At 72.0% G+C, this 13,829-nt stretch carries 13 protein-coding genes; 5 read left to right on the top strand and 8 right to left on the bottom strand.

The window, feature by feature from the left end; all coding sequences use genetic code 11:
* Positions 1–8 precede the first annotated feature (8 nt).
* The 5 genes from GWK15_RS02180 to GWK15_RS02160 are packed head-to-tail and all read left to right on the top strand — an operon-like array spanning position 9 to position 5,207.
* Positions 9–1,112 (top strand): glycosyltransferase, encoded by a 1,104-nt coding sequence (locus tag GWK15_RS02180; RefSeq protein ID WP_168038613.1) that lies wholly within the window; start codon positions 9–11, stop codon positions 1,110–1,112.
* On the top strand, positions 1,097–2,566 hold the full coding sequence (locus tag GWK15_RS02175; protein ID WP_338147173.1) for a glycosyltransferase family 39 protein: 1,470 nt from the start codon (positions 1,097–1,099) through the stop codon (positions 2,564–2,566). The genes GWK15_RS02180 and GWK15_RS02175 overlap by 16 nt, the downstream gene beginning before the upstream one ends.
* A gap of 59 nt (positions 2,567–2,625) precedes the next feature.
* A complete protein-coding gene (msrP, locus tag GWK15_RS02170; RefSeq protein WP_168038611.1) occupies positions 2,626–3,561 on the top strand; it encodes a protein-methionine-sulfoxide reductase catalytic subunit MsrP in 936 nt (311 codons plus the stop codon).
* 4 nt (positions 3,562–3,565) lie between these two features.
* Positions 3,566–3,826 carry a hypothetical protein gene (locus GWK15_RS02165; RefSeq protein ID WP_168038609.1) on the top strand — a complete coding sequence of 87 codons (261 nt, stop codon included), beginning with the start codon at positions 3,566–3,568 and terminating at the stop codon, positions 3,824–3,826.
* A 7-nt stretch (positions 3,827–3,833) separates the two neighbouring features.
* A complete protein-coding gene (locus tag GWK15_RS02160) occupies positions 3,834–5,207 on the top strand; it encodes a sigma 54-interacting transcriptional regulator (RefSeq protein WP_168038607.1) in 1,374 nt (457 codons plus the stop codon).
* A 1-nt stretch (position 5,208) separates the two neighbouring features.
* On the opposite strand, the gene GWK15_RS02155 is transcribed toward GWK15_RS02160, so the two are convergent.
* The 8 genes from GWK15_RS02155 to recG form a co-directional block, all read right to left on the bottom strand.
* Positions 5,209–6,222: a Bug family tripartite tricarboxylate transporter substrate binding protein gene (locus GWK15_RS02155; protein WP_168038605.1), complete on the bottom strand. Its 1,014-nt coding sequence runs from the start codon at positions 6,220–6,222 to the stop codon at positions 5,209–5,211.
* 67 nt (positions 6,223–6,289) lie between these two features.
* Positions 6,290–6,553, bottom strand: coding sequence for a hypothetical protein (locus GWK15_RS02150; protein ID WP_168038603.1), 264 nt, complete (start codon positions 6,551–6,553; stop codon positions 6,290–6,292).
* Positions 6,554–6,647: 94 nt separating this feature from the next.
* Positions 6,648–7,100: an NUDIX domain-containing protein gene (locus tag GWK15_RS02145; RefSeq protein WP_168038601.1), complete on the bottom strand. Its 453-nt coding sequence runs from the start codon at positions 7,098–7,100 to the stop codon at positions 6,648–6,650.
* Positions 7,097–8,170 (bottom strand): DUF4340 domain-containing protein, encoded by a 1,074-nt coding sequence (locus tag GWK15_RS02140; RefSeq protein WP_168038599.1) that lies wholly within the window; start codon positions 8,168–8,170, stop codon positions 7,097–7,099. The genes GWK15_RS02145 and GWK15_RS02140 overlap by 4 nt, the downstream gene beginning before the upstream one ends.
* A gap of 12 nt (positions 8,171–8,182) precedes the next feature.
* Positions 8,183–10,123 (bottom strand): GldG family protein, encoded by a 1,941-nt coding sequence (locus tag GWK15_RS02135; RefSeq protein WP_168038597.1) that lies wholly within the window; start codon positions 10,121–10,123, stop codon positions 8,183–8,185.
* Positions 10,124–10,126: 3 nt separating this feature from the next.
* Positions 10,127–10,858, bottom strand: coding sequence for an ABC transporter permease (locus GWK15_RS02130; RefSeq protein WP_168038595.1), 732 nt, complete (start codon positions 10,856–10,858; stop codon positions 10,127–10,129).
* Positions 10,858–11,589 carry an ABC transporter ATP-binding protein gene (locus GWK15_RS02125; protein ID WP_168038593.1) on the bottom strand — a complete coding sequence of 244 codons (732 nt, stop codon included), beginning with the start codon at positions 11,587–11,589 and terminating at the stop codon, positions 10,858–10,860. The genes GWK15_RS02130 and GWK15_RS02125 overlap by 1 nt, the downstream gene beginning before the upstream one ends.
* Before the next feature lie 96 nt (positions 11,590–11,685).
* The gene (gene recG, locus GWK15_RS02120) at positions 11,686–13,806 is read right to left on the bottom strand and encodes an ATP-dependent DNA helicase RecG (RefSeq protein WP_168038591.1); all 2,121 of its coding nucleotides are present in this window, start codon (positions 13,804–13,806) and stop codon (positions 11,686–11,688) included.
* Positions 13,807–13,829: the final 23 nt, after the last annotated feature.

The raw sequence follows: 13,829 nt of genomic DNA, 5'->3' as shown, positions 1-13,829 counted from the left end.
AAGCCGACATGACGGAGCCAGCCCCGCCACGACTCGCAGTCGTCATCCCCTGCTACAACGAAGCCGCAAACGTCGCGCCCATGGTGGCGCGGCTGGATGCGGCGCTCGCGGGTATCCCCTGGGAAGCGATCTTCGTCGACGACGACAGCCCCGACGGGACCGCCGCGCGCGCCAAGGCGATCGCGGCGCAGGACACCCGCATCCGCTGCATCCGGCGCATCGGCCGGCGGGGCCTCGCCTCGGCCTGCGTCGAGGGCATCCTGTCCACCGCCGCGCCCTATGTCGCGGTCATCGACGGCGACCTGCAGCACGACGAGACGATCCTGCCGCGGATGCTCGCCGCCCTCGAATCCGGGGAGGCCGAGATCGCCGTCGGCAGCCGTAATGTCGAGGGCGGGACGAAGGGGGAGGGCCTGTCCCCGATCCGCCGCATGGTCTCGGACGGCGGTGCGGCACTTGCGAATGCCGCCCTGCCGGTGAAGGTCGCTGACCCGATGAGCGGCTACTTCGCCCTGCCGCGCGCGCTGTTCGACGAGCTCGCGCCGCGGCTGACCGCGACGGGGTTCAAGATCCTGCTCGACGTGCTGCTCTCGGCCGGGCGTCCGCTGCGGGTGGCGGAGATCCCCTACACCTTCCGCGCGCGGGAAGCCGGGGAGAGCAAGCTCGACGCCACGGTGCTGCTGGAATTCGGCGGTCTGCTGGCGGACAAGGCGATGGGCGGCATCGTGCCACTGCGCTTCATGGCCTTCGCCCTGGTGGGCGGCATCGGCGTGCTGGTGCACCTGATGGTGCTCGGATTGCTGCACGGCATCGGGCCGGTTGGCTTCTGGCCGGCGCAATGGGCGGCGACGCTGGTCGCGATGACGGCAAACTTCCTGCTCAACAACCGCATCACCTATCGCGACCGGCGACTGCGCGGGCCGCGGCTGCTGCGCGGCCTGGTCCTGTTCTACGTCGTCTGCGGCATCGGCGCGGTGGCCAATGTCGGCATCGCCGGGTTGCTGCTGCGCGACGGCGTGGCGGGCTGGGGCGTGGCCGGCGCGGCGGGGGCGATGCTGACGGTGGTGTGGAACTACGCGGTCTCCTCCACCCTGGTGTGGCGCGCGCGCTGATGCCCTGGCTCGCCGCGCTCGCGGCGCTGACGGCGCTGCGCCTCGTGGTGGCGGGACTGACGCCGCTCGCACCCGACGAGGCCTATTACTGGGTCTGGTCGCGCGACCTGCAGGGCGGCTACCTCGACCACCCACCGATGGTCGCGCTGTTCATCCGCGCGGGCACGGCGATCGCGGGGGAGACGGCACTCGGCGTGCGCCTGCTGGGGCCGCTGTCGCTGGCGCTGGGCTCCGTCCTGCTGGCCCGCGCGGCCGAGGACCTCTTCCCTGGCCGCAAGGCCGGGCCCTGGGCTGCGGCACTGTTGAACGCAACCCTGCTCGCTGGCGTCGGCGGCGTGACCATGACGCCGGACACGCCGCTGCTGTTCTTCTGGACCTGCGCCCTGTGGGCGGCCGCGCGGCTGCACCGGACGCAGGACGGGCGCTGGTGGCTTGCCATCGGCCTCTTCGCCGGGCTCGGGCTGGCGAGCAAGTACACCATGGTGCTGTTCGGCGCGGGTCTCGTGCTTTGGATGCTGCTGGATGTCGGGGCGCGCCGCTGGCTGTTGCGTTGGCAGGTCTGGGCGGGCGGGGCGATCGCGGCAGGCGCCTTCGCGCCGGTCGTGCTGTGGAACGCCGCGCATGACTGGGCGTCCTTCGCCAAGCAGGGCGGACGCACGGCGAGCGGCGGGATGGGGCAATCCCTGCGTTACTTCGGGGAGCTGGTCGGCGGGCAGGCGGCGCTGGCGACGCCGCTGGTCTTCCTGCTCTGCGTCGCCGGTGCCGGCGCGGCGGCCTGGGCCTGGTGGCGCCGGCGGGATGCCGCGGCGCTGCTGGTCGCGGCGCTGATCCTGCCGGGGGCGGCGCTGTTCGTCTGGCAATCGCTCGGGAGCCGGGTGCAGGGGAACTGGCCGGCGATCCTCTACCCGGCGGCGGCAATCGCGGCGGCCGCACTGCTCGAGGCCGCCCGCTGGCGGCGGTTGCGCGTTCCGGCCGTGGCGCTGGGCGGCGTCATGTGTGGGGCGGTCTATCTGCAGGCGGTGGCGGCGCCGGTCGCGCTGCGGCGCGGGCAGGACCCGACGCTCGCGCGGCTGGGCGGGTGGGACGATTTCGCCGCGGCGGTCGCGTCGCGCGCGCGGCAGGAGGGCGCCGGCTTCGTCGCGGCCGAGGAATACGGCCTGGCCTCGGTCCTGGCCTTCCGCCTGCCGCCGGGGATCGTGGTCGTCGCCATGGATCCGCGCTGGCGGTTTTTCTCGCTGCCGGCGCCACAGCCGGGCGTAACCGGTCTGCTGCTTCGCAGCGAAAGGCGAGGGGAGTGGCCCCCGAACTGGCCCGGCGCCGACGAGATCGCCGGCCCCGACGGGCGGCTGCTTCGTTCCCGGCGCGGCATCGAGGCCGAGGCCTATCGCCTCTACCGCGTCACCACGGCGACGGGCCAGCCGCCCGCCGCCGTGCTGCCGCGCCCGGGATCGTGACGAGGCGCTTGTAATCCCCGCCGGACGCCTGATTCTGTCGGGGGATGGGAGAGTTCACGATGCCGATCCGGATCCGTCGCGGCTGGGAGATCCCCGAGGCCCGCGTCACGCCAGAGCACCTGGTGTTCGGCCGCCGCAAGGCCATGCTTGCCGGCGCCGGCCTGATGGCCGCGCCCGCCATGGCCACCGCGCAGGAGGCGGCGCCGCTGCGCGCCATGCGCAACACGCGCTACGCGCCGGGCCGCGACATCACCGGCGAGCGCGAGGCGACCACCTTCAACAATTACTACGAGTTCGGCAGCGACAAGGGCATCAGCCGGCCCGCCCAGCGCCTGCCGCAGCGCCCCTGGACCGTGAAGGTCGAGGGCATGGTCGAGACGCCGCGCGAGTTCGGCATCGAGGACCTGCTGCGCACCATGCCGCTCGAGGAGCGGGTCTATCGCCTGCGGTGCGTCGAGGCCTGGTCGATGGTGGTGCCCTGGACCGGCTTCCCGATCTCGGCGCTGCTGGAGGTGGTGAAGCCGTTGGCCTCGGCCCGCTACGTGGTGTTCGAGACGGCGGCGATCCCCGCGGTCATGCCCGGCCTGCGGCAGTCCTGGTATCCCTGGCCCTACATCGAGGGATGCACGGTCGCCGAGGCGGCCAACGAGCTGTCGTTCCTCGTGGTCGGCGCCTACGGCAAGCTGCTGCCGCCGCAGAATGGCGGTCCGATCCGCTTCCACCAGCCCTGGAAGTACGGCTTCAAGGCGGGCAAGAGCATCGTGCGGATCACGCTCACCGACCGCCGCCCGGTCTCCTTCTGGGAGCAGATCCAGGCCAGCGAATACGGCTTCTGGGCCAATGTGAACCCCGAGGTCGCCCATCCGCGCTGGAGCCAGGCAAGCGAGCGCGTGCTCGGGACCAATGCGCGGATCCCGACGCAGCTGTTCAACGGCTACGCCGAATACGTCGCGGGCCTGTATACCGGCCTGCAGAACGAACGACTCTGGGCATGACCTGATGATCCTGCGCACCCTCGCCATCGTCTTCCTCGTCGCGTCGTTGCTGACGGCGCTCTACGCGGGGCCGGGCCGCACGGTGGGGGATGCGCTCGCCGGGTCCACCTTGACGACAGCCGAGAGCATCGTCGCCCGCTACGCGACCTCCGCGCTGTGGGACGTGCTGGTCTATCCGTTCCTGTCGCTGCCGGTCTGGGCCGGGTGGCTGGTGCCGGCGGGCATCTTCCTCGTCGCCGCGGCGCTTCGCCCGGGCCGGGGCTGACAGGCGCGTGCCGGCGCGGCTGCTGCTGGTCGAGGACACCCTCTCGCTCGCCGCGCTCTACCGCGAATACCTGCGCGAGGAGGCCTACGAGATCGACCACGCGCCGAGCCTCGCCGCGGCGCGGGCCGTTCTGGCGTCGCGCCCGCCCGATGCGGTGATGCTCGACCTGCGGCTGCCGGACGGGGACGGCCTGTCGCTGCTCGCCGAAATCCGCGCCCTGCGCTCGCCGCCGCCCGTCGTCGTGATGACGGCGCACGGATCCGTGGCGACCGCGGTCGAGGCCATGCGCGCCGGCGCCGCCGACTTCCTGGTGAAGCCCTTCGCCGCCGAGCGCCTCGTCGTCACCCTCGCCAACGTGCTCGACCGCGCGGCGCTGCGGAAGGAGGTCGCGACCCTGTCGGCCGGGGCCGCGCGGCGCGGTTTCGCGGGCTTCATCGGCGCGGCGCCGGCGATGCAGGGCGTCTACCGCATCATAGAGAACGCGGCGGCTTCCCGCGCCACGGTCTTCGTCACCGGGGAAAGCGGGACGGGCAAGGAACTCGCCGCGGAGGCGGTGCATGCGCTGTCCCCGCGACGGGAGGGTCCCTTCGTCGCGCTGAACTGCGCCGCCATCCCGAAGGACCTGATCGAGAGCGAGATCTTCGGCCATGTCCGCGGCGCCTTCACTGGGGCGGTCGCCGATCGCCCCGGCGCGGCGCGGGCGGCCGATGGCGGAACGCTGTTCCTCGACGAGATCTGCGAGATGGACCTGGCGCTGCAGGGCAAGCTGCTGCGCTTCATCCAGACCGGGACCTTCGTGCCGGTGGGCGCGACGAAGCCGCTGACGACCGATGTGCGCTTCGTCTGCGCCACCAACCGGGACCCGTTGGCCGAGGTGCGCGCCGGACGGTTCCGCGAGGACCTGTATTACCGGCTGCACGTCGTCCCGGTCGCATTGCCGCCGCTGCGCGACAGGGGCGAGGACATCGTCCTGCTGGCCGAGGCCTTCCTCGCGCGCAGCGCCGCGGAGGAAGGCAAGCGCTTCACCCATTTCGCGCCGGAGGCGCTCGCGCTGCTGCGCGCCCATCGCTGGCCCGGCAATGTCCGCGAACTGGAGAACGCCATCCGCACGGCGGTCGTGCTGCATGACGGGGAGGAAGTGACCGCCGCCATGCTGCCGGTCACCGTCCGCGGCGGGGCGGTCGCGCAGGCGGCCGAGGTGCCGACCCGCCCGGTCGATCCGGCGCGGCGCATCCGCCCGCTGGCCGAGGTCGAGCGCGAGGCGATCGAGGACGCGATCCGCCTGTGCGGCGGCAACATCCCGAAGGCGGCGGCCTTCCTCGGCGTCAGCCCTTCCACGCTCTATCGCAAGCGGGAGGCGTGGGAGGGCCGGCGCGGCTGACCTATTCCATCCGCGCGCCGGAGATCTCGACCAGGCGCTGCCAGCGCGGCGTCTCGGCGCGGATCATCGCACCCGCCGCGGCGGGGCTGTCGCTCAGCACGATCCCGTAGCCGAGCGGCGAGAGGCGCTCGACGAATTCCCGCTGGCGGGCGACGGTCTGTACCGCCTCGAACAGGCGCTGGACGACGGGGGCGGGCGTGCCGCCGGCGGTCGTCACCACGTTCCAGTTGACCAACGCATGGTCGCCGAGGCCGAGATCGGCGAAGGACTTCATGCCGGGGATATTGGGCAGCATCGGCAGCGGATCGGCCGAGGAGACCGCCAGCGCCTTGAACTTCCCGCCTTCGACATGCGGCATCAGCGCCGGCATGACGTCGAACATCATGTCGATGTTGCCGGCGAGCAGGTCGTTGATGGCCGGCCCGCCGCCGCGATAGGGCACGTGCAGGATCTTGGCATCCGCGAAGCGGTTGATCGCCGAGATGTTGAGATGCGAGGAGGTGCCCGAGCCCGAGGAGCCCATTCGCACCTGCTCGGGATTCGCCTGCGACCACCGGATCAGGGCGCGGAAATCGGTCCAGCCACGTTGCTGCGCCGTCTGCGCGTTCACCACGCAGAGCAGCGCGCCGTCGGTCAACTGGGTGATGGGCGTGAGGTCGCGCTGCGGATCGAAGGGCATCCGCGCATGCATGAACTGCGCGGCGCACCAGGTGGTCGCGCTGATCAGCGCGATGACGCCGCCATCCTTCTCCCCCTTCGCGAGAGCGTCGGCGCCGATCAGCCCGCCGGCGCCGCCGCGGTTCTCGACCACCACGGTCTGGCCGAGCACCGGGCCGAGCTTTTCGGCGAAGAGGCGGCTGGTGATGTCGACCGCGCCACCGGGCGGGAAGGGGACGATGACGCGCAGCGGGCGGCCGCCGGCGACGGGCTGGGCGCCTGCCGGGCCCGGCGCCGCGATCAGCCCCGCCGCACCGCCGATGAGGTGGCGGCGGCGCAGCGCAGGTGGCGTTGTCATGGGAAGGTCTCCGGCTTCGTTGTCGGCCGGAGCCTGCCGCGAGTGACGCTGCGGGGGAAGGGGCGCCTCAGCGGCAGCGGCAGCTCCCGCCGACATCGGAGCGCAGGTTCTGCCGCACCCAGGTCACGCCGTCCGGCTGGAAGTCGAAGGAGGGCCCGATGATGCAGATCTCGGAATGGCCGCGGCCGCTCTGCATCTGCGACATGGTCGCGCGCTCGACCATGATGCGGTTGTTCACGCAGTAGACGACCGCCGGCGTGCTCTGCGCCCAGGCCACGGGCGCGATGCCGCACAGAAGGGCCGAAAGGACGACGAGGGGACGCTTCACCATGCTGGCGTTTCCATGGGTTTCGTTGCGCCGTTACAATGCGGAGCCGGGACGGGCGGCGCAACGAAAAGCCGGCGGGCGGGCCGCCGCGCGTCGGTCAGCCGGCCTCCGTGGCCCGTCGGGCGAGCGCGTCCCGCGCCGCCGCGACCGCGCGATGCGTCTCGGGCGTCAGCTCGAAGGGCGCGAAATCGTCGGGATGGACCCAGGCCACCTCGCTGACGTCGTCGGCCGCGACGGCCTCGCCGTTCACCCATTCCGCGGCGAAGTCGATGATCGTGTAGTGGTAGCGGGCGCGCCCGTCCTCGTCGCGGGTGATGCCGTCGATGACGATCGCGAGTGAGAGCGGGCCAACCTCGATGCCTGCTTCCTCGCGCAATTCGCGCCGGGCCGCTTCCTCCGCGCGCTCGCCAACATGCTGCGCGCCGCCGGGCAGCGACCAGTGGCCCATGCGCGGCGGCTTGCCGCGCCGGACCAGCAGGACGCGGCCTTCCTTGAAGACGATGCAGCCGATGCCGACCCAGGGACGGTCGGGGTATTCCCGCCCCGTCACTGCTGGCGCGGGGCTTCGGCGGGCGCCTCGGGCGCCGGGGTCTCGCCCTCGGGCTCAGGCGCGGGGGCGGGTTCTTCCTGGCGACGCAGCTCGGCCAGGAGCGGCACGAAGGCCTTCTCCTTCCACTGGCCGACCTGGTAGGCCCAGCCGCGCCAGCGGGCGTTCAGCCGTGCGGCCTCGTCGTCGCCCTCGGCGGCCAGCGTCACCCAGATCGCGTCGCCATCCTTGCGGGGGCGCACGACGATGGCGAGGTTGTCCGAGAGTTCAAACCGCGCTTCGCCCAGCGCCTCGCCGGGGATCTCGGCCTCGGGCTTCACGTCGAGGAATGTGAGGAACTCGAAGGCGCGGCCGACTTCGTCGAGGCTGCTCTCATCCGTCGGCGGCGCATCGGCCGGCGTCGTGACCTCGAGCTTGCCGTCCGGGCCCTCGGCGCGCGTCAGCACCAGGGGCGGCTCGCCCGTACGATTGATGGCGACGCGGCGGACGCGTTCGCGCGGCAGGTTCGCGATGTCGCGATCGAGCCAGAGCTGCGGGTCCGCGTCGACCGGGATGCGACCCTCGGCGAGCCAGGCCTGGCTCTCGTTGGGCCGGCGCACGAAGGCGGCCTCCGGCACGTTGCCCTGGGTGCGGACGCGCCGGCGCCCGATCACAAGCTCCGCGATCACCCCGCCCTGGGCGTCGAGTACGCGCAGCAGCGTCGACGTCGCGCCCTCCCGTGACGGGTCCTCGAGACCGAGGCGATCCAGCATCTCGGGGTTCGCCGTGCGCGGCTCGGTCAGGCGCAGCTCGGTCAGGCCGGTGAGCAGTTCGCGCACCTTCTCCTGCCGCACCGGGTAGCCGCCCTTGGAGGGCAGCCCCCAGGTCTCGCCGCGGCGGACGACCTCGAGCGTGCCGTCATGGCGCTTCGCCTCGATCCGTGCAGCGCCCTGCAGCCGCTGGGCGAGGCCCGGGAAGGCCAGCGCGCCGGCTTCCGGCGCCGGCGGCGGCGCATTGTCCGGCTGCAGCAACAGCGCGCCGCCGATGGTCGCGACCGCGGCCGCGCTGACGAGGAGGAGGGTGCGGCGCTGCATCGGCGTCTCTCCTCAGGACCGCGCCGCGGCGCGCCGGCGCGACCGCGCGACGCCGAGGCCGATGGCGAAGAGCGCGAGCAGCAGCGGCACCGCCGCGATGTTAAGCACCTTCAGCCAGGTCTCCGTCCGCTCGATGTCGCGGCGAAGATCGAGCTGCACGGCGCGCAGCTGCTGGCGCGTCTGCAGGATCTGCGCGCGGGCGGCGTCAATCTCGGCGCGCTGCTCGGGCGTGATGACGGCGCTGCCCTGGCCGCGTTCGCCACCCTGGCCCTGGCGGAGCTCGCGCAGGCGGCGTTCGGTCTGCTGCAGGCGTTCCTGCAACTCGCGTTCGGTGGCTCGGAAGCGGGCGTCGGCGTCGCGGCGGATGTCGTCGACGACTGTGAAGGGACGCAGGGATTCACCGCGCGAGCGCAGGGAGATCAGCGCATCCCCGCCCGAGAGCGTGTCGGCGAGGTTTGCCACCAGCGCGCCGTTGTCGCTGAAGGGCGTCGCGACCTGCTGGCCGAAGAAGTCCTGCACGCGGACCCAGAAGCGGTCCTCCAGGATGTCCGCATCGGCTACGACGACGATGTTGGCCGGGCCCACGGTGCGGGCGCGATGGGCCGGGAAGTCGGCGGGGCGCTGCGCGCCCTCGGGCAGCGCCGGCGCGCCTTCGGGGAAGGCCGAGGCGAACTCGCCCCGCAGGCGCGCGGCGATGACGTGGCGTTCGCCATCCGGGCGGAACGCCGCGAGGATGCGCGTGGGGTCCGGGTTCTCCCGCACCAGGCTGACCGCGCCGAGCATGGCACGATCGCTGCTGCGCAGCAGGGGGATGAGCTCGACGGTCGAACCCTCGCGGCGGCGGATCTCGCCGGCGGAAGCGACGGTGACCTGGTTCAGCTGCGCGGTCGCGACCTCGGAATCCGAGATCGAATCTCCCTGCATGTTGAACCAGGCGACGAAGTCGACCGCCTGCACACGATCTGTCGGGTTCGCGCGCACGCGCCAGGCCCCGCGCAGGTCGAGCACCACCTTGTCGTGCGGCGTCTCGACGCCCCAGGCGTTCAGCAGCCGGTCGAGGCTGGAGGCCGTGTCGGTCGGCGGTTGGCCGCCCGGGCCGGGCCGCATCGCCTGGCCTTCGGAATGCGGGTCGACGAAGACGATCAGCTTGCCGCCGCGCATGACGAACTGGTCGATGGCGTATTGCGTCGCGTCCGACAGGTTCTGCGGATGCACCACCATCAGCACCTGCACCGCATCTGGGATGCGCTGCGCGTCGAGCGGCACGTCCTGCACGGTGAGGAACTGCCGCAGCGTCTGCATCACCGCATAAGGCTGCGCCTGCGGGCTGTTGCGCATCATCATCATCATGCGCGGGTCGCCGTTGAGCGGCAGGGTGGACATGACGCCGACGACCGGGCGGCGCGGGTTCGACAGCTCGTAGACCAGTCGCGTCAGGTCGAATTCGAGGAAGCGTTCGCGATCGGACTGGAAGAAGGGGATGGTCCGCTCGTCGTCGAGAAGGTTCACGCCGGCGAGCCCGAAATAGATCTGCTCGCCCGACTGGTCGACCGGCACGCCCTGCAGGCCGAAGGCCAGGGCGCGGTCCTCGGTCTCGCTGAAGGGCTCGGGATCGAAGACCTCGAGCCGCACCTTGCCGCCGGACAGCGCGACATACTCGTCGAGCATGGCGCGCACGCGCTCGGCATAGGAGCCATAGGCCGGCACCGCGGCGCCGAGGCGGCGCGAGTAGAACAGCCGGAGCGTCACCGGATCCTGCAGCCCGCGCAGCACCGACCGCGTGCCTTCGGACAGGGTGTAGAGGTGCTGCTGGGTAAGATCGAGCCGCGCCCGGGGCGCCAGCCGGTCGACCAGCATGTTCACGCCGATGGCGAGCGCCGCCGCAGCGACGAGGCCAAGGGCCGAGGACCAGACCCGGCGCGAGCCGGGACGGGGGGAAGAGGAGCCGCTCATCGCTCAGTCCGCCTTCCGGTGGTCGATCACCACCGCGTTCACGAACAGGAAGAAGCCTATGAAGGAGGCGAAGAAGACGACGTCGCGCAGCGCGATCACCCCGCGCTGGAGGATGTTGAAGCGCTCGATCAGCGAGATGCCACGCGCGAGTTCCGCGAGCAGGGGCACGCGCTGGGACAGGAACTCGGTGACCACCGGGCTGCCCGCCGCGGCGAACAGGAAGCAGACCGCGACGGCGAGCACGAAGGCGATGACCTGGTTCTTGGTCATGGCCGACATCGCGGCGCCGACGGCCAGATAGGCGCCCGCGACCAGCAGGCAGCCGACGTATCCGGCCGCGATCACGCCGTTGTCCGGCCGGCCTAGGTAGTTGACCGTCACCACCAGCGGGAAGGTCAGCGCCAGCGCGATGGCGCAGAAGGCCCAGGCGGCGAGGAACTTGCCCAGCACCGCCTGCCATTGCGGCAGCGGCAGCGTCAGCAGCAGCTCGATGGTCCCGAGCCGCCGTTCCTCGGCCCAGAGCCGCATGGTCAGCGCCGGCACCAGGAACAGGAACAGCCAGGGCACGAAGTTGAAGAAGGGCGAGAGGTCCGCCTGGCCGCGCTGGAAGAAGCCGCCGATCGTGAAGGTCAGGGCGCCGGCCATCATCAGGAAGATGACGATGAAGACATAGGCGACGGGGGTAGCGAAGTAGCCCGCCAGTTCCCGTCGCGCGACCGCCAGGGTGCCGCCCATCACGCGGCCTCCGCGGGGCGGGCGGTCAGGTCGCGGAAGACCTGCTCGAGCGACTTGCCGGGCTTCGCCAGCGCCGAGGGCGGGGAATCCGCCAGCACCTTGCCGTGGGCGATGATGATCGCGCGGGTGCAGACCGCGTCCACTTCCTCGAGGATATGGGTCGAGATCAGGATCGCCTTGTCCGGCGCCATGCGGCGGATCAGTTCCCGCACTTCGTGCTTCTGGTTGGGGTCGAGACCGTCGGTCGGTTCGTCCAGCACCAGCACGGGCGGGTCGTGCAGCAGCGCCTGCGCGAGGCCGACGCGGCGCTTGAAGCCCTTGGACAGCGTCTCGATCGGCTGCAGCCGCACGCCCTGCAATTGCGTGAGGTCCATCGCGTCCTCGACGCGCTCGCCGGCCTCGATGCCGCGGTAGCCGCGGATGCGGGCGACGAACTTCAGGAAGGCGGTGACCGTCATCTCGGGATAGGTCGGCGCGCCTTCGGGCAGGTAGCCGAGGCTGCGCTTGGCGGCCACCGGATCGTCCACCACGTCCTTGCCGCAGATCCGCGCGGTGCCGGCGGACGGCGTCACGAAGCCCGCCAGCATCTTCATCGTGGTGGACTTGCCCGCACCGTTGGGGCCGAGGAAGCCCACCACTTCCCCGCGGTCGACCGAGAACGACACGTCGTCCACGGCCGTGAAGGCGCCGAAGCGCTTCGTCAGGCGCTCGATCTCGATCAGCGCGGCCAATGCCGGTCTCCCGAATGCTGGCCCGGTCCGGGCGGCCGGCGATTTGACGCGCCCGGGACCGGGATGCAACCCCCCGGGCCGTTACGATGCGTGACGCTAGCCGGCGTCGAGCGGGGCCATGGAGATGTCATGGCCGAAGATCGCCAGCAGCAACTGGACGGCCCGGCCCCTGGGCCCCGCGAGGCCCGGGTCCTTCTGCAGCAGCAGTTCGGCGTCGCGATGGGCGATCTCGACCAGGCGGCCGTATTCCTCGGGGTCCTCGCGCGGGTCGAGCAGCCGGGCGCCGGGCAGGCCGGCCTGGCGGGCGCCGAGGGCATCCCCGCCGCCCCGGGCGCGCAGGTCCTCCTCGGCGATCACGAAGCCGTCGTCGGAGTCGCGCAGGACGAGCAGTCGACGCTTCTCGCCCTCCGTCAGCCCTGGCGAATGGACCAGCAGGCAGGAGGAGGGACGGGACCCGCGCCCAACCCGGCCACGCAGCTGGTGCAGGGCCGCGAGGCCGAAGCGTTCGGCCTGCTCGATGAGCATGATGGTCGCCTCGGGCACGTCGACGCCGACCTCGATGACCGTGGTGGCGACCAGGATCTTGGTGCGTCCGGCGGCGAAGTCGCCCAGCGCCGCCTCGCGCACGTCGATGTCCTGCATCCCATGGGCGAGCCCGACCTGGCCGGGGAAGCGGGCGGCGAGCTCGGCGAAGCGGTCCTCGGCCGCGACGGAATCGTCGCGTTCGGACCCGGTGATGGCGCGCACCACCCAATAGGCGCGTTCCTCCCGCGCGATGGCTTCGCCGAGGCGATCCACGATCTCGGGCAGGCGGTCCTGGCTGACGACGCGGGTGGTGATGGGCTGGCGGCCGGGCGGCTTCCCGGCCAGGCGGCTGACCGCCATTTCCCCCCATTGGGTCAGCAGCAGGGTGCGGGGAATGGGGGTCGCGGTCATGACCAGCATGTCCACCGCGTCGCCCTTCTCGGCCAGCATCAGGCGCTGGGCGACGCCGAAGCGGTGCTGCTCGTCCACCACGGCGAGCGCCAGATCCCTGAAGGCGACCCCTTCCTGGAACAGGGCGTGGGTGCCGAGCACCAGCGGGATCGACCCGTCCGCGAGGCCGGCGAGCACGCGCTTGCGTTCCTTGCCCTTCACGCTGCCGGTCAGCAGCGCGACCGGCACGCCGGCGGCGGCGCAGAGCTTCTCGAAGGTCCGCAGGTGCTGGCGGGCGAGGAGTTCGGTCGGCGCCATCAGCGCGGCTTGGGCCCCGGCCTCGACCGCGCGGAGCATGGCCATGACCGCGACGAGAGTCTTGCCGGCGCCGACATCGCCCTGGAGCAGCCGGAGCATCCGGCGCGGCGCGGCAAGGTCGGCATCGATCTCGGCCACGGCCTGGCGCTGTGCCTCGGTGGGCGGGAAGCCGAAGGCGGCGAGAGCCTTTGCGCGCAGCGACCCGTCGCCGGAGAGCGGCCGCCCCGGCCGTTCGCGCGACCGCCGTCGCACCAGGCCGAGCGCGATCTGCCCCGACAGCAATTCGTCATAGGCGAGGCGGCGGCGCGGTTCCTCGCCGGGTTCCTCGGCGGGCGCCTGGATGGCGCGAAGCGCCGGGGCGAAGCCGGGCCATTTCTCCCGCCGCTGCAGCGGCGCGTCCTGCCATTCGGGCAGGTCTGGCAGCAGGGCCAGCGCCCCAGCCATGGCCTTCGTCACCTGCGGCTGGGTCAGCTTCCCGGTCAGCGGCCAGATCGGCTGGAGGGCGGGAATGCCATCCTCCCGCACCGAGACCTGCGGGTTGACGATGACGTGGTCCTCGCCCTCGGCCTTCAGCAGTCCGGCGAACCAGCGCGTCGCGCCGACGGGCAGGGCCTTCTCGGCCCAGGCCTTCTGCCAGTTCATCAGATAGGCGGTCAGCGGCTCCCCGCCCGCCTCGCAGCGCAGCCGGACGTAGGGCCGTCCCTGGGCCGACCGGCCGGCCTTGTGGGAGCCGACCACGACCTGCACCAGCACCTCGCCGTCCACCGGCGCCTGGGACGGACGCTCGATCCGATGGCGCACCAGGTAGCGTTCGGGCAGATGCAGCAGCAGGTCGAGCACCCGCGTCCCGCCCGCCGCCTTGGCGATCAGCCGGGCCTCGGCCTCCTTGACCCCCTTCAGCCCGGCAAGCGGGGCCATCAGCGGCGCCAACGCATCGGCGCCCTGCGGCAATGTCGTATCGGGTCGGGCTGACACGATTCCCATCGCCCTCTATATGCCAGCGCGCA

Origin of the sequence: Neoroseomonas oryzicola, from assembly GCF_012163135.1 — a bacterium.
Lineage (GTDB): Bacteria > Pseudomonadota > Alphaproteobacteria > Acetobacterales > Acetobacteraceae > Neoroseomonas > Neoroseomonas oryzicola.
Note: the sequence above shows the minus strand (reverse complement) of the source record. Positions and strands in the feature narration are given on the sequence as shown.